This is a genomic window from Streptomyces sp. NBC_01320 (genome assembly GCF_035974375.1).
Classification (GTDB): domain Bacteria; phylum Actinomycetota; class Actinomycetes; order Streptomycetales; family Streptomycetaceae; genus Streptomyces; species Streptomyces yanii.
This window is the reverse complement of the sequence record NZ_CP108390.1, coordinates 7,902,499-7,920,026: the sequence shown is the minus strand read 5'-3', so window position 1 is coordinate 7,920,026 and position 17,528 is coordinate 7,902,499. Positions and strand designations below refer to the sequence as shown.

Below are 17,528 nucleotides of genomic sequence, written 5' to 3'. Positions count from 1 at the left end.
TTCCGTGGGCGGGTGGTCCGGGGGCCAGTGGCCCTGCTGACCGGGGGCGAGTGGTCGTGCGGACCGGGTGTTGGGGCGAGTGGTCCTGCGGACCGGATGCCGGGCCGGGCGGTCCCGGCGTCCCTTTACGCTGGCAGGCAGGCCTTGGGCAGTCGTGGGGGCCGCTTCCCTGTTCGTACGAAGGAGAACCGCCGTGCTCGTGCTGTTGCCGCCCTCCGAAGGAAAGGCCGCCTCGGGGCGCGGAGCCCCCCTGAAGCCGGAGTCGCTGTCGCTGCCGGGGCTTGCCGAGGCTCGGGCCGCGGTCCTCGACGAGTTGGTCGAGCTGTGTGTGGCGGACGAGGAGAAGGCCCGCGAGGTACTCGGCCTCAGCGAGGGGCTGCGCGGCGAGATCGCGAAGAACGTCGAGCTGCGGACGGCGGGAACGCGGCCCGCCGGGGAGATCTATACCGGGGTGCTGTACGACGCGCTGGACCTGGCGTCCCTGGACCCGGCGGCCCGGCGGCGGGCCGGGAAGTCGCTGCTGGTCTTCTCCGGGCTGTGGGGCGCGGTGCGGGTGGGCGACCGGATTCCGTCGTACCGCTGCTCGATGGGGGTGAAGCTGCCGGGGCTCGGCGCCTTGGGCGCGTACTGGCGGGCGCCGATGGCCGAGGTGATGCCGGAGGCGGCCGGGGACGGGCTCGTACTGGACCTCCGGTCGTCCGCGTACACGGCGGCGTGGAAGCCGAAGGGTGCGGTGGCGGAGCGCACGGCGAGCGTGCGGGTGCTGCACTCCCAGATGGTGGACGGGGTGGAGAAGCGGTCGGTGGTCAGCCACTTCAACAAGGCGACGAAGGGGCGGATGGTCCGCGACCTGCTGCAGTCCGGGGACCGGCCGAAGGGGCCCGCGGAGCTGGTGGACGCGTTGCGGGAGCTGGGGTACGTGGTGGAGGCGGAGGCTCCGGGGCGGGCGGGGCGGCCGTGGGCGCTCGATGTCGTCGTGACGGAGATCCACTGACACCGAACAGATAGCGTTGCAGCATGTGCAACGCTCGTTGCGTATTGTGCGGTGAGCGCGGCAAGATGAGGCCATGACCTCCTCCTCCGTGCTGGACCTGGCCCCCGTAGTCCCCGTAGTCGTCCTGGAGGACGCCGCCGACGCGGTGCCGCTCGCCCGGGCCCTGGTCGCAGGCGGGCTCCCGGCCATCGAGGTGACGCTGCGGACGGCGGCCGCACTGGACGCGATCAAGGCGATCGCCGCAGAGGTACCGGACGCGGTGGTGGGCGCGGGCACGGTGATCTCCGCGCAGAACGTCGCCGACACCGTGGCGGCCGGGGCCCGGTTCCTGGTCAGCCCGGGCTGGACGGATGTGCTGCTGGACGCGATGAAGGGGTCGGGGGTGCCGTTCCTGCCGGGCGTCTCGACGACGTCCGAGGTGGTGGCGCTGCTGGAGCGCGGGGTCACCGAGATGAAGTTCTTCCCGGCGGAGGCGGCGGGTGGTACGGCCTACCTCAAGGCCCTGTCCGCACCGCTCCCCCAGGCCCGGTTCTGCCCGACGGGCGGCATCTCGCTCGCCTCGGCTCCCTCGTATCTGGCACTGCCGAACGTCGGCTGCGTGGGCGGCAGTTGGATGGTGCCGAGGGATGCGGTGGCGGCGAAGGACTGGGCGCGGGTGGAGCGGCTGGCGGGCGAGGCGGCGGCGCTGCGCGGCTGATTCCCCTCCCCGCCCCTTCCCGAAACCGGGGCTCCGCCCCGGATCCCGGTGGGTGTTGCCGGAGCGTACGAAGTCCCCCGGTTCCTCGGAAGAGCGGCAGCTTCGCGCCGCGGACGGCTGGCCCGCGCCCCTCGGCGGACGGCAGCTCCGCACCCCTCAGAGCCTGTCGGGTGACACCGGCCCCACACCGTTTCGCGCGATACTCGCGTGCCCCCGGCGGGAAGCAGCAGCAGCTTTGCGCCGCCTGGGAACCGGCGGGGCGCCCGCTTCTCTTCGGCTCGGGAATACCCCCGAGGGGGGCGGAAGCCCGGGAGCGCCTTGCGCCCCCGCCCAGGGAGCTCCGCTCCCTACCGCAGGTGCGACGTGTCGTTCAGCAGTCGCAGTGACGCGTTGCCGTCCGCGTAGTACGCCACCGCCGACAGCGACGCCGCCGAGAGTTCCATGCGGAACAAGGACTCCGGTGGGGCGCCCAGGGCCAGGCGGACCAGGGTCTTGATCGGGGTCACGTGCGTGACCAGGAGCACCGTACGGCCCGCGTAGCGCGTGGTCAGGCGGTCGCGGGTGGACGAGACCCGGCGGGCCACCTCGGCGAAGCTCTCGCCGCCGCCCGTGGGGGGCGTCCTCGTGGAGGCGAGCCAGGCGTCCAGGTCGGGGCCGTACCGTTCACGGACCTCGGCGAACGTCAGACCTTCCCAGGCACCGAAGTCCGTCTCGCGCAGGCCTTCCTCGATCTCGACGGTCAGGCCCAGGCGCGCGGCCACCGTCGCCGCCGTTTCGCGGCAGCGGCGCAGGGGCGAGCTGACGATCTCCTGGATGGTGCCGCGGGCCGCGAGGGACTCGGCCACGCGCTCCGCCTGGTGGCGGCCGGCCGCCGAGAGTTCGGGGTCGGTGCCGCCACTCCCGGAGAATCGTTTCTCGGGGGTGAGGGCCGTCTCGCCGTGGCGGAGCAGGACGAACGTCGCGGGCGCACCCATGTCGGGGGCGCCGCCCCAGCCGACCTGTGGGGTGGCCGCGGGTTCACGGCGGGTGGACATCGCCGCCCGCGCCTTCGCGGCGCCTGCCGCCGCGTCCCCGGGCGGACCGGAGACCGGGGGCAGGTCAAGTGCGGCCGTCGAGGCCGACGGCTCCCACTGCTTGCCTCGCTTGCCCGCGTCCATCGCCTCGTTGGCGAGCCGGTCCGCGTGCTTGTTCTTCTCGCGCGGGATCCACTCGTACGTGACGGCGGACGTCGGAAGGATCCGGGCCGCCTCCGCCGCGAGCGGCTTCATGTCGGGGTGCTTGATCTTCCAGCGGCCCGACATCTGTTCCACGACCAGCTTGGAGTCCATCCGGACGCGCACCCGCAGTGCACCGTCCGCCGATGCGTCCGGCACCAGCGCCTTCGCGGCCTTCAGGCCCGCGATGAGGCCCTTGTACTCGGCCACGTTGTTCGTCGCGATGCCGATGTACTCGGCGGCCTCGGCGAGCGTCTCCCCCGTGACCGGGTCGATCACGACCGCGCCGTACCCGGCGGGCCCCGGGTTGCCCCGGGAGCCGCCGTCGGCCTCGATGACGAACTGGCGCGGCTCCGTCATTACAGGCCCGATTCCGCCGTACGGACCAGGATGCGGTGGCAGTTCTCGCAGCGCAGCACCGTGTCCGGGGACGCCGCCTTCACGTCGTTGACCTCGGTGATGTTCAGTTCCAGCCGGCAGCCCTCGCAACGGCGCTGGTAGAGCCGGGCGGCGCCGACCCCGCCCGACTGGGCGCGGAGCTTGTCGTACAGCTTGAGGAGGTCGGCCGGCACGGAGCCGGCGACGAGCTCGCGCTCCTTCGTGACGGTCGCGGCCTCCTCGTCGAGCTCATTCGTCGCGGCGTCCCGGCGGGCGGTCGCGTCGTCGACCTTGGCCTGGACGGCGGAGACCCGTGCGGTCAGTTCGGTGACGCGCTCCTGCGCCGACTCGCGGCGCTCCATGACCTCGAGGACGACGTCCTCCAGGTCACCCTGGCGCTTGGCCAGCGAGGTGATCTCGCGCTGCAGGCTCTCCAGGTCCTTCGGCGAGGTGACGGCGCCGGAGTCGAGGCGCTGCTGGTCGCGGACGGCGCGCTGGCGCACCAGGTCGACGTCCTGCTCCGCCTTCGTCTGCTCGCGGGCGGTGTCGCTCTCCTCGGTCTGCGAGGCGACCAGCAGGTCACGCAGTTGTGCGAGGTCGGCGGTGAGCGAGTCGATCTCGGTGTGCTCGGGCAGCGACTTGCGCTTGTGGGCAAGCTGCGACAGCCGTACGTCGAAGGCCTGGACGTCGAGAAGTCGGATCTGGTCGGCGGGCGCGGCGTTCAGTTGGGGGCTCCAGAAGAGTGGTGGGTGGTCCAGGGGTCGGTGACCTGCTTCGAGACATGGACCCGCAGGTCCCATCCGTGGCGGTCGGAAATCGCGTCGAGCTGCGCCGCGGCCTGCTCGCACCAGGGCCATTCGGTGGCCCAGTGCGCGGCGTCGATCAGGCCGATCGGAGACTGCTGAACGGCCTCGGAGGCCGGGTGGTGGCGCAGATCGGCGGTGAGGAAGGCGTCGACGCCCGCGGCGCGCACGGCGTCGAAGAGGCCGTCGCCGGAGCCGCCGCTGACAGCGACGGTGCGCACGAGCGCGTCCGGGTCGCCGGCCATGCGGATGCCCTGCGCGGTGGCGGGCAGCCGGGCGGCGGCGCGGGCCGCGAAGTCGCGGAGGGTCTCGGGGTGGCCGAGTTCGCAGATCCGGCCGAGGCCGCGATGGCCCCTGGAGTCGGTCGGGTCGGGCACGAGGGGGCCGGTGACCCGCAGGTCGAGGGCGCCGGCGAGGGCGTCGGAGACGCCCGGGTCGGCGGTGTCGGCGTTGGTGTGCGCGACGTGCAGGGCGATGTCGTGCTTGATGAGGGTGTGCACGACCCGGCCCTTGAAGGTGTCGGCCGCGACCGTCGTCGTACCCCGCAGATAGAGGGGGTGGTGGGTGACGATCAGCTGGGCTCCGAGCCTGACCGCCTCGTCGGCGACCTCCTGGACCGGGTCGACGGCGAAGAGCACGCGGTCGACTTCGGCGGCCGGGTTGTCCACGTCTCCGCAGACCGTTCCGACCGCGTCCCATCCTTCGGCCCGTTCGGGGGGCCAGAGGGCGTCGAGCGCGGTGAGAACTTCAGACAGACGGGGCACGGAGGAAAGGCTACCTTCCGTCCGTGCCCCGTTGCCCATGGCTGAGGCGACCCGTGAGGGCCGGGCGACAGCCGGTCACGGATCGTTACGCGCAGTTCTGCCCGGTCGGCTACTTGACCAGGTCGGCGCGGAGGTCGTCGAGGACCAGGTTCGCCGCGGTGACGCCGAGACCGAGGTACCAGGTCTCGTCCGGGACGTCCTTCGCCCGGCCTTCCTTGACCGCCTTCAGGTTCTTCCACAGCGGGTTGGACTGCGCGGTGTCGCGCTTGGTCGCCTTCGGGTCGCCGTAGACGCCGGTGAAGATCCAGTCGGCGTCCGCCTCGTCGATCTTCTCGGGGCTGATCTCGGCGGCGAGGTCGTCGATCTGCTGGTTCTTGGGCCGCGGCAGACCTGCGTCCTCAAGGATCGTGCCGATGAACGACGCCTTCGCGTAGAGGCGGATGCGGTCCGGCAGGTAGCGGACCATGGAGATGGTCGGCTTGTCGGGGCCGATGTCCTCGCCCAGCTTCGCGGCCTTCTTCTCGTACGCGTCGAGCTGGCTCTTCGCCCTGGCGGTCCTGTCCAGCGCCGCGGCGTTGAGGAGGTAGTTCTCCTTCCAGGTGAAGCCCGGACGGATGGAGAACACGGTCGGCGCGATCTTGGAGAGCTGGTCGTACTTGTCGGCGGCGCGCAGCTGGCTGCCGAGGATCAGGTCCGGCTTCAGGCCCGCGATCGCCTCGAGGTTGAGGTTGTTGATCGTGCCGACGTTTTTCGGGTTGCCCGCGTCCTTCTTCAGGTACGAGGGAATGGCCTCGTCGCCCTCGGAGGGGGCGTAGCCGACGGGCTTCACACCCAGCGAGACGACGTTGTCGAACTCGCCGACGTCCAGCACGACGACCCGCTTCGGGGCGGACTTGAGCTCGGTCTTGCCCATGGCGTGGGTGAGGGTCCGGGGGAACTGGCCCGCCGGGGCGTCCGTCCCGTACCCGGCCGTCTTCTTCGCCGCGTCGCCGAAGTCCTTGCCGCCCGTCGCCACGGCCGCCTTCTTGTCGCCGCCGGCGGACTTGGCCGAGTCGCCCGCCTTTCCGCCGTCGTCGCTGCTGCAGGCGGAGAGGGTGAGGGCGGCGGCCACTGCCAGGCCGACCGCTGCGGTGCTGCGGCGTCGTATGGACATCACGTGGTCACTTGCTCCAGTTGAGGGACTCACAGGGAATGCTTAGGGATGCCTAACCTTAGCTACGCCCTTCAGCGGCAGCACAACCACCCCCTCGCCTTCAGGCGAATAGGGGCATCACCACCCTTATGTGTGAAGTGGTGGTTCTCGTGTTGTTCGGCAGGAAGTGCGAAAACTAGCTTCGGTTGCCGGAGGTGATGAATCCATGACTGCCTGTGCCACCGAGGGTGAGTCGGCCGGGGCTGCCGTGACGGTGAATCCCGCGTCCGGAGAAGCGGAAGGACCCGAGGGCTCGGACGAGCCGGAGGAGCCGGACGGGCTCATCGAGCCCGGCGGGCAGGGCGAGTTCGGTGAGCCGAGTGTCCCCGACGGTACGGGCGGGGCTGCCGCCGCTGTCGGGGCCGGCGCGTTCACCATCGCCGCCGACGGCTCGTACGCGGCGCGGCTCACGCTCGCCGGGCAGGCCCCGGACGCCGCCTGGTTCCCCGAGCGCTGGACGCTCGACGGGCACGAGCCGTACGCCGTGCCGCTCCCCCTCGACCAGCCCGAGGAGCCGGACTCCGACGTGCTGCCGCTCGCCGACGGCCGGGTGTTGATCCGGCGGCGGGTGGCGGACCGGCACGCCTTCTCCTTGCTCTACCCGACCGGCCCCGGCACCGGAGAACTGCCCCTCGGCGCCCTCGAGTGCGCCGACGACACCCCCCTGACCCTGTTGCCGCCGTCGCCGGACGGTGCGAGTGCGTACGCACTGTCGGTCGGTGAACGCTCCACCGCCGTCTGGCTGGTGGCGGGCGGGGCGTACGGGCCGGAGCAGGTCGCAGAGGTGCCGGGACGGTGCTCCGGCGGGGTCTGGCTGGACCGGGCGGGGCGGATGCTGGCCCTGGACCGGGAGCCTGTGGGCGGCGGTCCGGTGAAGGCCGTCGCCGTGGATCTGGACCGGAGCGGCGAGGTGACGCCGCTGCTGCAGATCACGCCGGACAGCAACGACCTTCTGCTGCTCGCCGATGCGGACAGCGGACTGCTGCTGATCCGTTCCGATGCGCCGGGCCACGACCGGCTCGGCTGGGGGGTGCTCGGCAGCTGTCTGCCGGTGCGCTTCCCGGAGTGTCTGCATCCGGCGGATCTCGCGGTGACGCCGTTCGCCGTGCAGCCGGGGCAGACACTGATGCCGGAGAGCTGTGCGGTGGCGCTGCGGATCGACGGTGCGGCCGGCAGCTGGGTCGGGGTGTGGCGTCCGGCCGGGCGCAGACTGCACCAACTCGCTGTCCCGGAAGGATGGCTGGCCGGGTCCGGGTTGTGGACCCGGGACGGCTTCCTCAAGCTCCCGTACGTCGGCCGGGACGTGCCGTGCGGGGTGGCCCTGCTGCAGGCGCCGGAGGACGGGGAGCGCGGCGCCGGGCCTGCGTGGACGGCGGTCGCGGAAAGCGGTATGCAACCGTCCGCGGCTGCCGCGCCTCTTCCCGTATGCAAGCCGGTTCCATTGGGCCAGGCGCCTCTCGTGGGGCGCACGGCACCTGGTTAAATTCTGGGCCGGGGCCAGGGGGCACCCCTACGAGCCGATGGGTGCGGTTGCCGACGGTGGCCGTGTCGGGTGGTGGTGGCGCGATGGTCCCGGTGACACACACGTAAGCGATCACAACGGGGTGACTTCCCACATGTCTGAAGCCCGAACCGACACGACCCAGACGCGCCCGCCGGGGGCGGACGCCGCACGGGCCGACGCCGGCGGCTCCGGAAAGCACCGAGGGGGTGTGTCGATGGAGAGCACGGGCGGGCAGCCGCACGGTCGCCACCGGCGCCCCGCCGAGGGGAGCAGCAGAGCGGCCTGACCGCAACAGAAATCAACGAGGGAACGAGTGAGGGAAGGGCCTCCGCAGCGCTGTTCGGCTGCGGAGGCCCTTCCTTGTGCGCTGCCCCCGGTGGTCAGCCCCGCTTCAGTCCCAGTACCTCCGCCGCCGCGAACGTCTCGTTCGGCGGACGCTCCGCGTAGTACGGGGAGATCAGTTCGTCCAGCTCGTCGAAGGAGAACGTCTCCTTGGACGAGTCGAACTTCGCGGCCACCCGGGGGCGTTCGACGATCGCGACCATCCCGCCGTGCACCACGAGCAGCTGGCCGTTGACCTCGGCGGCCGCCGGCGAAGCCAGATAACCGACCAGCGGGGAGACGTGTTCGGGGGCCAGCGCGTCGAGCCGGCCGTCCGTCGGCTCCTCGAATCCCGCGAAGACGTCCTCCGTCATCCGGGTGCGGGCCCGCGGGCAGATGGCGTTGGCGGTGACGCCGTACTTGGCCAGGGCCAGGGCCGTCGAGGTGGTGAGGCCGACGATGCCGCCCTTGGCCGCCGCATAGTTCGGCTGGCCCGCCGAGCCCGCCAGGAACGCTTCCGACGAGGTGTTGATGATCCGGCCGTAGACCGGGCCGCGGGACTCCTTGGAGCGGGCGCGCCAGTGGGCCGCGGCGAAGTGCGTGGTGTTGAAGTGGCCCTTGAGATGCACCCGGATGACGGAGTCCCACTCGTCCTCGGTCATCGAGAAGACCATCCGGTCGCGCAGGATGCCCGCGTTGTTGACCAGGATGTCGAGCGTGCCGTACGTGCTGACGGCCAGCTCCACCAGGGTGCGGGCCTGCTCGTGGTCGGAGACGTCGCCGAGGTGGGCGACGGCCCTGCCGCCCGCCGCGCGGATCTCCTCGGCGACCTCCTCGGCGGGGGTCGCTGATGCCTCGCCGGAGCCGTCGCGGCCCGGCTGCCCGTAGTCGTTGACGACGACGGCCGCGCCGAGCCTCGCCAGTTCCAGTGCTTCGGCGCGTCCGAGGCCGCGGCCCGCGCCCGTGACGATCGCGGACAGCCCGTCCAGGGGAAGGGGTTGTGACATCGGAATCTCGGAGTCCTCTCGGAAGCGACGGGGGGTCAGAGTTCGATGCAGGTACGGAGCGCCTCGCCGGTCCTCATCTGGCCGAGGGCGTCGTTGATCTCGGCCAGCTGCACCCGGTGGGTGATCATCGACTCGAGGTCGATCCGGCCCGCCCGCCAGAGCGCGATGGCCCGTTCGTAGGAGCGGAGCACGTCCCCTCCCCCGTACATCGAGGGCAGGATCCGCTTCTCGTCGAAGAACAGCTCGAACATGTTGACCTGGAAGTTGTCGTCCATCGCGCCCGCGCCGACGATGCAGAGCGTGCCGCCGCGCCGGGTGCTCTCGTACGCCGTGCGGGCCGTCGCCGACTTGCCGACGACCTCGAAGACGTAGTCGAAGCCCTCGCCGCCGGTGATCCGCTGCTTGGCGTCGGCGAGCTCGTCGGGCGAGACCGCCTCCGTCGCGCCGAACCGGAGTGCCGCCTCGCGCCGGGACGCGACCGGGTCGACGGCGACGATCTGCGCGGCGCCCTGGACCCTGGCCCCCTGGATGGTGGAGATACCGACGCCGCCGCAGCCGATCACAGCGACCGATGAACCTGCCCGCACCTGCGCGGTGTTGATCGCGGCGCCGAGGCCGGTGGTCACCCCGCAGCCGATCAGCGCGGCGATGTCGAACGGCACGTCGTCGGGGATCGGCACCGCGCAGCCCGCGTCGACGACGACCTCCTCGGTGAAGGTGCCGGTCCCGGCGAAGCCGAACACATCGCCGCCGGGGCGCTTGAAGTTGGGTGTGCCCGCGTTCATGAACCCGGCCAGGCAGAGCTGCGTCTGGCCGCGCCGGCAGGAGGGACACGCCCCGCAGGCGGGCAGCCAGCAGACCAGCACCCGGTCCCCCGCGCTCAGTCCGGTCACGCCGTCGCCGATGTCGAGGACCTCGCCGGCGCCCTCGTGTCCCGGGATGAAGGGGGCGGGCTGCGGCAGCACGCCGCTCATCGCCGAGACGTCGGAGTGGCACAGCCCGGTGGCCCGGATGCGGAGCCTGACCTTGCCCGGGCCGAAGCCCACCGCCTCGACGTCGTCGAGGACTTCCAGTTTGTCCTGACCTATCTCGTGCAGTACGGCTGCGCGCATGGTGCGGCTCCCCTCGGATCGTTGCGTGATTCAGAAGTGTTCGACGAGCGTGTCGGCCAGGACCGGTGCGTCGTCCCGCTCGGTGGCGGTCACGGCCACCTGGACGCGGCCGTCCCCGGCCCACATCCGGATGCGGAGGGTCTCGCCCGGGAAGACCACCCCGGCGAAACGGGTGCTGTATGCGCCGATCCGTGCCACAGCACCGTCGAGCAGCGTGTCGGCCACGGCCTTGAGCGTCATGCCGTAGGTGCACAGCCCGTGCAGGATCGGCCGGTCGAATCCCGCCAGCTCGGCGAACTCGGGGTCGGCGTGCAGCGGGTTCCAGTCCCCGGAGAGCCGGTAGAGCAGCGCCTGGTCCTTGCGGATGGTCCGCTCGACCACCCGGTCGGGTGTCCGGTCGGGGAGCGCGAGCCGCTCGGACGGGCCGCGCTCGCCGCCGAAGCCGCCCTCGCCGCGGACGAAGATCTGGGCGTCGTTGGTCCACAGCGGTCCGTCGTCGTCGGCGGCCTCGGTGCGCAGGACGAGGACGGCCGCCTTGCCCTTGTCGTACACGGCGGCGACCTTCGATGTCTGCACGGCCCTGCCCTTCACCGGGATCGGCCGGTGCACCCGTACGGTCTGTCCGCCGTGGAGCACGGCGGCGAGGTCGACGTCGATCCCGGGCGAGGACAGTCCGCCGACGACGCCCATGCCGGCGCCTGCGACGGTGGCGAAGCTGGGCAGGACATGGAGCCGGGACTCCAGGGTGTAGCGCAGCTCGTCGGGGTCGGTGGCGGGGATGCCCGCGCCGATTCCGAGGTGGTAGAGCTGGACGTCCTTGTGGTCCCAGCCGATCTCTGTGGTCCGGGGGTCGGCGGCGATCGCCTTTGCGGCATCAATGGGCATGGGGGAGCTGCTCCTTGATGGTGGGAAGACCTCGGCGCGGCCGTCCGCACCGTCGGCCGCACCGAGGTCGCGCGGGACCGGCCGCCACGCTCGTTCTAGAACGCGTTCTAGCCGGTTGGCCCTATGTATAACGCAGCTCCCAGCAGTTGGGAAGACTGCTGACGTCTCGTCAGATGCGGTGCGGGGCAGGCAACCGGACGCCCACCGAGGGCCGTTCAGGCGCACACCCGGGCCATGACATTTGTCATCGCGGAGTCCGTACAAGCGCCTCTGCCGTGGTGCGGGCCCGACTCCGTACCGTCAGTGTCATGGAAAAGACAACGGGGAACGGGTCCGCGGTGGTCTTCACCGGGGCAGTCAAGACCTTCGGCCGGGCGGAGCGGACCGTACGGGCCGTCGACGGGATCGATCTGACCGTGGAGCGCGGCGAGACCGTCGCACTGCTCGGCCGCAACGGCGCGGGCAAGTCCACGGCGATCAGTCTGCTCCTCGGCCTGAACGAGCTGGACTCCGGAGGTGTGCAACTGCTCGGCTCCACCCCCGAGCAGGCGGTACGGGCCGGCCGGGTCGGCGCCATGCTGCAGGACGGGCGGCCGATCCCCCGGGTCACCGTCCGCGAACTGATCGCGTTCGTCGCCTCCACCTACCCCAGCCCGATGCCGGTCCCCGAATCGCTGGCCCTGGCGGGCGTCTCCGCGTACGCCGACCGGCGCATCGACAGGCTCTCCGGCGGGCAGATCCAGCGCGTCCGGTTCGCCGTCGCACTGGCCGGCAATCCGGAGCTGGTCGTCCTGGACGAGCCGACCGCCGCCCTGGACGTCGAGGCCCGGCGGGCGTTCTGGAGCTCCATGCGCGCCTACGCCCGGCGCGGCAACACGGTCCTCTTCTCCACGCACTATCTGGAGGAGGCCGACGAGAACGCCGACCGGATCGTCGTCCTCGACCACGGCCGGATCGTCGCGGACGGCAGCGGCGACCGCATCAAGGAGTCCGTCGGCGGCAGCCACGTCTCCTTCGACCTGGCGGGCGGACCGACCCAGGGGCTGGAGTTGCTGCCCGGCGTCAACGCCGTCGAGATCCGCGGCGACCGCGCCCTGCTGCGTACGGACGACTCGGACGCCACGGTGGTCGAGCTGGCCCGCCTCGGCCGGGTCCGCAATCTCCGGGTCTCCCCGGCCACGCTCGAGGACGCGTTCCTCTCACTGACCTCCCCCGCCACCGACTCCGAGAGCGAGACCGTGTGATGCTCCCCTACATCGTGCTCGAGATCCGGCGCACCCTGCGCGACGGCGTCTTCATGATCTTCGGGATCGGGATGCCGGTCCTGATGTACCTGCTCTTCACCAACCTCGGCGGGGGCGGGGACGACGCGAGCGGGTGGAAGGCCTTCTCGATGGTCGGTATGGCCGCGTACGGGGCGCTGGGCGCCGCCATGTCGATCGGTACGGGCGTCGCGTCCGACAAGTCCCTCGGCTGGCTCCAGCAGTTGCGGATCACCCCGCTCGACCCGTCCCGGGTGGTCGTGGGCCGCGCGATCAGCGGTTCGGTGACCGTGCTGCCGACCATCCTGACGGTGCTGCTCGCCGGGGCGCTGGTCAACGGCGTGCGGCTGGAGGTCTGGCAGTGGACGGCGCTGCCTCTGCTGCTGTGGATCGGTGCGCTGCCCTTCACCATGCTCGGCATCGGCAACGGCTACCGGCTCACCCCGCAGGCCACCGGCGTGGTCAACGTGGCCTGTCTGATGGGGTTCGCGATCGTCGGCGGACTGTGGTTCCCGCTCTCCGAGTACCCGTCCTGGCTCCGCTCCATCGGCACGTACACGCCCGCCCACCGGTTCGCCGACCTGGGCTGGGCGACCACGGGCGGCCACGCGCCCTCCGCCGGAACGATCGCCGTGCTCGCCGGGTGGCTCCTGCTGTTCGGTGCGTACGCCGTCGTCTCGTACCGTCGGTCCGCGAGGACCGTGTGACAGGAGCGAGCATGTCCCGGAGCGGATCAGGATCGTGGAAGGAACGGTGCAGGCAGCACCGGGAGGCAGGGCGCCTCGGGCCGCCCGGACCGTACGCCCTGCTGCCCTGGCTGCTGTTGGGCCTCGGCGCCTTCTCCAACCTCTTCCAGGGCGAGACTTCCAACCCCTGGATCGGCGGTCTCGGGCTCCTCGTCTTCAACTCCCTCTACCCCTCCGTGGTGTTCCGGGGGTTCGAGAAAAGGAAACGCGAGAGCCCGGTGTCGTACGTACTGCTCGCCGTGATGGCCCTGGTCACGTTGGGGCTGGCGATCGGGTACGGCGGCAGCTGGCTGCTGTTCTTCCCCCTGCTCTCACTGGCCTGCGGCACCATCCTGCGCAACCGGCAGCTGATGTTCGGCATGTTGGGCCTCGCGGCCGTCGCCACGTGTGTCGCCATCTGGCGCGGGGGCAACAACTCGGACCCCTGGACCATCGGATACGGCACCTTCATCTCGGGTGCGGTGACGGCCGCGATCCTGACCCTGTCGGAGACCGTGACGGAGCTGCGGGCCACCCGTCAGGAACTGGCCACGACCGCCGTCGAGAAGGAGCGGCTGCGGTTCTCCCGCGATCTGCACGATCTGCTGGGGCACACGCTCTCCGTGATCGTCGTGAAGTCGGAGGCCGCGCGTCGGCTCGCACCGCGCGACATGGACGCGGCGCTGGCCCAGGTCGCCGACATCGAATCCGTCGGCCGTCAGGCCCTCGCCGAGATCCGGGAGGCCGTCACGGGCTACCGCGAGGGGAGCCTGGCCACCGAACTCGACCGGGCCAGGTCCGCGTTGACCGCCGCCGGGATCGAAGCGGTGGTCCACCGCTCGGGACCGCCGATCACCCCGCAGGCGGAGGCGCTGCTGGGCTGGGTGGTGCGGGAGACGGTGACCAACGTCGTACGCCACAGCAACGCGACCACCTGCTCGTTCGTCGTGGCCGGCGCGGCCGAGCACGTCCGGCTGACCGTCACCGACGACGGCCGCGGACCGGCGGGCCCGCCGCCCGCACCCGGCATCGGCGGCACCGGCCTGAAGGGCCTCACCGAACGTCTCGCCGCGGCGGGAGGCTCGCTCACCGCGGGTCCCGTGCCGGGCGGCGGCTTCGTGGTCGGCGCGGAGCTGCCGGTGGACACGGTGGACGGCGCCGGAAGTCCCGCCTCACCCCCTACGCTGGGCCGGTGAACGAGATGCCCCGAGATCATCCGCCGCACACGTCCGTCCGGGTGCTGCTCGCCGAGGACCAGGGCATGATGCGCGGCGCGCTCGCCCTGCTGCTCGGGCTCGAACCGGACATCGAGGTCGTGGCCCAGGTCGGCGCCGGGGACGAGATCGTGGACGCCGCGCTGCTGTCCCGTCCCGATGTGGCCCTCCTCGACATCGAACTCCCGGGCCGCAGCGGGCTGGACGCCGCCGCCGACCTGCGCGAGGAGGTACCGGACTGCCGGGTGCTGATCCTCACCACCTTCGGGCGGCCCGGCTATCTGCGCCGTGCCATGGAGGCGGGCGCGGCGGGGTTCCTGGTCAAGGACGGCCCGGTCGAGGAGCTCGCGGCGGCGATCCGCCGGGTGCTGACCGGTGAGACCGTCATCGACCCCGCCCTCGCCGCTGCCGCCCTGAGCGCCGGCCCCAGCCCGCTCACGGCACGGGAACGGGACGCGCTGAACGCCTCGGTGGACGGGGCGACGGTCTCCGACATCGCGGCGAAGCTGCATCTGTCCGAGTCGACGGTACGTAATTACCTGTCGTCGGCGATCGGGAAGACAGGGACGCGGAACCGCATGGAGGCGGTGCGGGCGGCACGGCGGCAGGGCTGGCTTTAGAGCCTGTCGGGTGGTGTTCGCAGGTGGGGTGCCGGGCGTGACCGGCGCCCCACCTGCCCTCAGTCGCCGGACGGGCTCGACATGCCCGACGTGCTCGATGCGCGGGACGGAGTCGAGGTGCTCGACGGGCCTGCCATGGCCGACGGGCCGGACCTTCCGGAGCGCGACGAGCGGTGGCGCGGCAGCCACAGGGCCATCAGCAGCAGTCCGCCCAGCAGTACCGTGCCGGCCGTCCGGAACGCCAGCGCGAACCCTGCGGTCAGCTCCTCCGCGCCGGTGCCTTCCCCGGTCCGTGCCGCCGCGACCGTGGAGAGCACGGCGAGACCCAGCGCACCGCCCATCGTGCGTGAGGTGTTGACCAGCCCGGAGACCAGACCGGCGTCCCCGGGCGCCGCACCCGAGGTGGCGAGGGAGGCGAGTGGCGTGGACGCGAACCCCGCACCGGCCATCATCAGGATGCCGGGCCCGAAGATCGACGTGAGGTACGAGCCGTCCGCGCCCATCGTGGACTGCCAGCCGAAGCCCGTGGCGGTGATCGCCAGACCGATCAGGACGAGGTTCTTCGCGCCGACGTGTGCCATGATCCGTGGCGCGAACGTCGAGCCGAGCACCACCGCCAACGAGGTGGGCATCAGGGCCAGTCCGGCCTGCATCGGCGTGTAGCCCAGCACCGACTGCGCGTACACGGTCATGAAGTACCACATCGAGAACGTCGCGGAACCCATCACGATCATCGCCACGTTCGCCGCTGCCACCGCCCGCGTGCCCAGCACCCGGAGCGGCATCAGAGGCACCGCCGTCCGCGCCTCCACCAGGACGAAGAGGGCCAGCAGCGCCACCCCGCCGAGCAGCGGCACCAGGGTGGCCGCAGCCGTCCAGCCCTCCCGCTCGGTCTGCACGATGCCGTACGAGACCATGGCCAGCCCCACCGTGACAAGCACCGCGCCCAGCAGGTCGATACGGTGCCGCCCGCCCGCCCGGCTCTCGGCGAGCCAGACCGTGGCGCCGATCAGGACGAGCACGCCGAACGGCACATTGATCAGCAGGACCCATCGCCAGGAGAGGAGGTCGGTGAGCGCCCCGCCGACCAGTCCGCCGGCCGCGCCGCCTCCGGCGCCGACGGCCATCCACGTGCCGATCGCTCTGGTCCTGGCCGGGCCCTCGGGAACTGCGGCGGTGAGAAGCGTGAGGGTCGCAGGCGAGAGCACGGCGGCACCGAGTCCCTGCGCGGCACGGGCGGCGAGCAGCTGCCAGCCCTCCTGGGCGAATCCGCCGACGAGCGAGGCGGCGGTGAACAGGCCGAGACCGACCAGGAACATCCGCTTGCGCCCGTATATGTCGGCGGCGCGCCCGCCGAGAAGCATGAACCCGGCGAACGCGATCGCGTACGCGCCCAGGACCCACTGCAACTGACCGGCGCTCAGCCCCAGGTCGGACCGCATGGACGGCAGCGCCACATTGACGACGGACACGTCGAGGATGACGAGGAACTGGCCTGTGCAGGCGGCGAGTACCACCGCCCAGGTGCGGGATTTCTGCAGGGGCGTGGGCGCCATGACGTCAACCATGAGCGTCATACTCGCAGGCGCCCTGCGCCCCGTACATCGGTATATGGCCGGACACCCGGCTCCGACTATCGACGGAGGAGCGTGACGACCGCCGCGCCGCCGAGCCCGATGTTGTGGGCGAGTCCGACCCGGGCACCGGGCACCTGCCGGTCGCCCGCCTCGCCGCGCAGCTGCCAGGTGAGTTCGGCGGCCTGGGCGATGCCGGTGGCGCCGAGCGGGTGGCCCTTGGAGATCAGGCCACCGGACGGGTTGACCACCCACCGGCCGCCGTAGGTGGTGGCCCCGGACTCGACGAGCTTGCCGGACTCGCCCTCACCGCACAGGCCGAGCGCCTCGTAGGTGAGGAGTTCGTTGATGGAGAAGCAGTCGTGCAGCTCGATGACGTCGAGGTCCGCGGCCGAGAGCCCCGAGGTGTCGTACACCTGCCGGGCGGCGGCGCGTGACATGGGCAGTCCGACGGCGTCGATGCAGGTGCCGGAGGCGAAGGACTCGCCGGTGTCGGTCGTCATGGCCTGGGCGACGATCTCGACCGCTCTGTCCTCCAGCCCGTGGCTCCCGACGAAGCGTTCCGACACGACGACGGCTGCGGCCGCCCCGTCGGAGGTGGGTGAGCACTGGAGTTTGGTCAGCGGGCGGTGGACGGTCCTGGCGGCGAGGATCTCGTCGACCGTGCAGACGTCCTGGAACTGGGCGTACGGGTTGTTCACCGAGTGCCGGTGGTTCTTGGCACCGACCGCTGCGAGCTGCGCCTCGGTCGTCCCGTACCGCTCCATGTGTTCGCGGGCCGCGTTGCCGAAGATCTGGGCGGTGGGCGGAGACATCTCGAAGCCGTGGGCGGCGGCCATGATTTCGTAGTGCCGGGCGACGGGCGAGGTCCTGAAGTCCGCTCCGCCGTCGGACCCGCTCCCCAGCGATCCGCGCGTCATCTTCTCGAAGCCGAGCGCGAGGACGCAGTCGCTGATGCCGCCCTCGACGAACTGCCGGGCCAGCATCAGCGCGGTGGAGCCGGTGGCGCAGTTGTTGTTGACGTTGTAGACGGGTACGCCGGTCAGTCCGAGCTCGTACGCGGCGCGCTGGCCGGCCGTGGAGGCCTGGAAGCAGTAGCCGACGGGGACCTGCTGCACCTCCTCGTAGGCGACCGAGGCGTCGGCGAGCGCGGCGTTCCCCGCCTCCTTCGCCATGTCCCAGTACTGCCAGTCGCGTGTCTCCGGCTTCTCGAACTTCGTCATCCCGACACCGACGATGTACGCCTTCATGGAGAGGTCACG

At 71.5% G+C, this 17,528-nt stretch carries 16 protein-coding genes; 7 read left to right on the top strand and 9 right to left on the bottom strand.

Going from position 1 to position 17,528, the window contains the following annotated elements; all coding sequences use genetic code 11:
* Positions 1–193 precede the first annotated feature (193 nt).
* Entirely contained in the window at positions 194–994 is an 801-nt protein-coding gene (yaaA, locus tag OG395_RS36050; RefSeq protein WP_327246670.1) for a peroxide stress protein YaaA, read from the top strand.
* 73 nt (positions 995–1,067) lie between these two features.
* The gene (gene eda / locus OG395_RS36045; RefSeq protein WP_327246669.1) at positions 1,068–1,691 is read left to right on the top strand and encodes a bifunctional 4-hydroxy-2-oxoglutarate aldolase/2-dehydro-3-deoxy-phosphogluconate aldolase; all 624 of its coding nucleotides are present in this window, start codon (positions 1,068–1,070) and stop codon (positions 1,689–1,691) included.
* Between the two features lie 347 nt (positions 1,692–2,038).
* Here eda and OG395_RS36040 read toward each other — a convergent pair whose 3' ends face one another.
* The 4 genes from OG395_RS36040 to OG395_RS36025 all read right to left on the bottom strand — a co-directional run bounded on the left by OG395_RS36040 (position 2,039) and on the right by OG395_RS36025 (position 6,003).
* A complete protein-coding gene (locus OG395_RS36040; RefSeq protein ID WP_327246668.1) occupies positions 2,039–3,265 on the bottom strand; it encodes a bifunctional RNase H/acid phosphatase in 1,227 nt (408 codons plus the stop codon).
* Positions 3,265–4,008, bottom strand: coding sequence for a zinc ribbon domain-containing protein (locus OG395_RS36035; protein WP_327249559.1), 744 nt, complete (start codon positions 4,006–4,008; stop codon positions 3,265–3,267). The genes OG395_RS36040 and OG395_RS36035 overlap by 1 nt, the downstream gene beginning before the upstream one ends.
* A complete protein-coding gene (locus OG395_RS36030; protein WP_327246667.1) occupies positions 4,005–4,850 on the bottom strand; it encodes a Nif3-like dinuclear metal center hexameric protein in 846 nt (281 codons plus the stop codon). Before OG395_RS36030 ends, OG395_RS36035 begins: the two co-directional genes overlap by 4 nt.
* A gap of 109 nt (positions 4,851–4,959) precedes the next feature.
* On the bottom strand, positions 4,960–6,003 hold the full coding sequence (locus OG395_RS36025) for an ABC transporter substrate-binding protein (protein WP_327246666.1): 1,044 nt from the start codon (positions 6,001–6,003) through the stop codon (positions 4,960–4,962).
* A 205-nt stretch (positions 6,004–6,208) separates the two neighbouring features.
* On the opposite strand from OG395_RS36025, the gene OG395_RS36020 reads away from it, so the two are divergent.
* Positions 6,209–7,525 carry a hypothetical protein gene (locus OG395_RS36020; RefSeq protein ID WP_327246665.1) on the top strand — a complete coding sequence of 439 codons (1,317 nt, stop codon included), beginning with the start codon at positions 6,209–6,211 and terminating at the stop codon, positions 7,523–7,525.
* 401 nt (positions 7,526–7,926) lie between these two features.
* On the opposite strand, the gene OG395_RS36015 is transcribed toward OG395_RS36020, so the two are convergent.
* Genes OG395_RS36015 through OG395_RS36005 form a run of 3 tightly spaced genes read right to left on the bottom strand, consistent with a single transcriptional unit; the run spans position 7,927 to position 10,871 of the window.
* Positions 7,927–8,874 (bottom strand): 3-oxoacyl-ACP reductase, encoded by a 948-nt coding sequence (locus tag OG395_RS36015; protein ID WP_327246664.1) that lies wholly within the window; start codon positions 8,872–8,874, stop codon positions 7,927–7,929.
* 35 nt (positions 8,875–8,909) lie between these two features.
* The gene (locus OG395_RS36010) at positions 8,910–9,986 is read right to left on the bottom strand and encodes a Zn-dependent alcohol dehydrogenase (protein ID WP_327246663.1); all 1,077 of its coding nucleotides are present in this window, start codon (positions 9,984–9,986) and stop codon (positions 8,910–8,912) included.
* Between the two features lie 30 nt (positions 9,987–10,016).
* Complete coding sequence (locus tag OG395_RS36005; protein ID WP_327246662.1) at positions 10,017–10,871, bottom strand: MaoC/PaaZ C-terminal domain-containing protein; 855 nt, start codon at positions 10,869–10,871, stop codon at positions 10,017–10,019.
* Positions 10,872–11,179: 308 nt separating this feature from the next.
* Here OG395_RS36005 and OG395_RS36000 point away from each other — a divergent pair, with 308 nt between their 5' ends.
* Genes OG395_RS36000 through OG395_RS35985 form a run of 4 tightly spaced genes read left to right on the top strand, consistent with a single transcriptional unit; the run spans position 11,180 to position 14,692 of the window.
* The gene (locus OG395_RS36000; RefSeq protein WP_327246661.1) at positions 11,180–12,115 is read left to right on the top strand and encodes an ABC transporter ATP-binding protein; all 936 of its coding nucleotides are present in this window, start codon (positions 11,180–11,182) and stop codon (positions 12,113–12,115) included.
* Positions 12,115–12,840, top strand: a complete 726-nt coding sequence (locus OG395_RS35995; RefSeq protein WP_327246660.1) for an ABC transporter permease — start codon at positions 12,115–12,117, stop codon at positions 12,838–12,840. Before OG395_RS36000 ends, OG395_RS35995 begins: the two co-directional genes overlap by 1 nt.
* 11 nt (positions 12,841–12,851) lie before the next feature.
* Positions 12,852–14,054 (top strand): sensor histidine kinase, encoded by a 1,203-nt coding sequence (locus OG395_RS35990; RefSeq protein ID WP_327246659.1) that lies wholly within the window; start codon positions 12,852–12,854, stop codon positions 14,052–14,054.
* A gap of 5 nt (positions 14,055–14,059) precedes the next feature.
* Positions 14,060–14,692 carry a response regulator transcription factor gene (locus OG395_RS35985; protein ID WP_327249558.1) on the top strand — a complete coding sequence of 211 codons (633 nt, stop codon included), beginning with the start codon at positions 14,060–14,062 and terminating at the stop codon, positions 14,690–14,692.
* A gap of 59 nt (positions 14,693–14,751) precedes the next feature.
* Here OG395_RS35985 and OG395_RS35980 read toward each other — a convergent pair whose 3' ends face one another.
* Together OG395_RS35980 and OG395_RS35975 are read right to left on the bottom strand one after the other, a co-directional pair.
* Positions 14,752–16,269, bottom strand: coding sequence for an MFS transporter (locus OG395_RS35980; RefSeq protein ID WP_327246658.1), 1,518 nt, complete (start codon positions 16,267–16,269; stop codon positions 14,752–14,754).
* A 56-nt stretch (positions 16,270–16,325) separates the two neighbouring features.
* Positions 16,326–17,516 (bottom strand): lipid-transfer protein, encoded by a 1,191-nt coding sequence (locus OG395_RS35975; RefSeq protein ID WP_327246657.1) that lies wholly within the window; start codon positions 17,514–17,516, stop codon positions 16,326–16,328.
* Positions 17,517–17,528 lie beyond the last annotated feature (12 nt).